The organism is Candidatus Krumholzibacteriia bacterium (assembly GCA_030748535.1).
Taxonomy (GTDB): domain Bacteria; phylum Krumholzibacteriota; class Krumholzibacteriia; order JACNKJ01; family JACNKJ01; genus JASMLU01.
Genome location: JASMLU010000034.1, coordinates 1 through 273 on the forward strand (window position 1 = coordinate 1; position 273 = coordinate 273).

The window sequence follows — 273 nt, forward strand, 5'->3', positions numbered from 1 at the left end:
GCAGTTAGTTTGTTCATATCAGGATTGTCTCGGATGGAACTGTAGATAGACTGAGTCACCGAATTGAGATTGGAGGCAAAAAACTTAGATAAAGTCAGGATACCACAACGCAAAGATAACTGAAACTGTTTTCTTTGAAACTGTGGTTGTAAATCTGAAGGAATGTAGGAACGGAAAAGGTAACTGCTACCAGTTTTGCGGTGGACGAGATGAGTACGATTCATGCCACAGTGTCCTTGGCAGTGTCTAAAACACAACTGCATCTGTGACAGT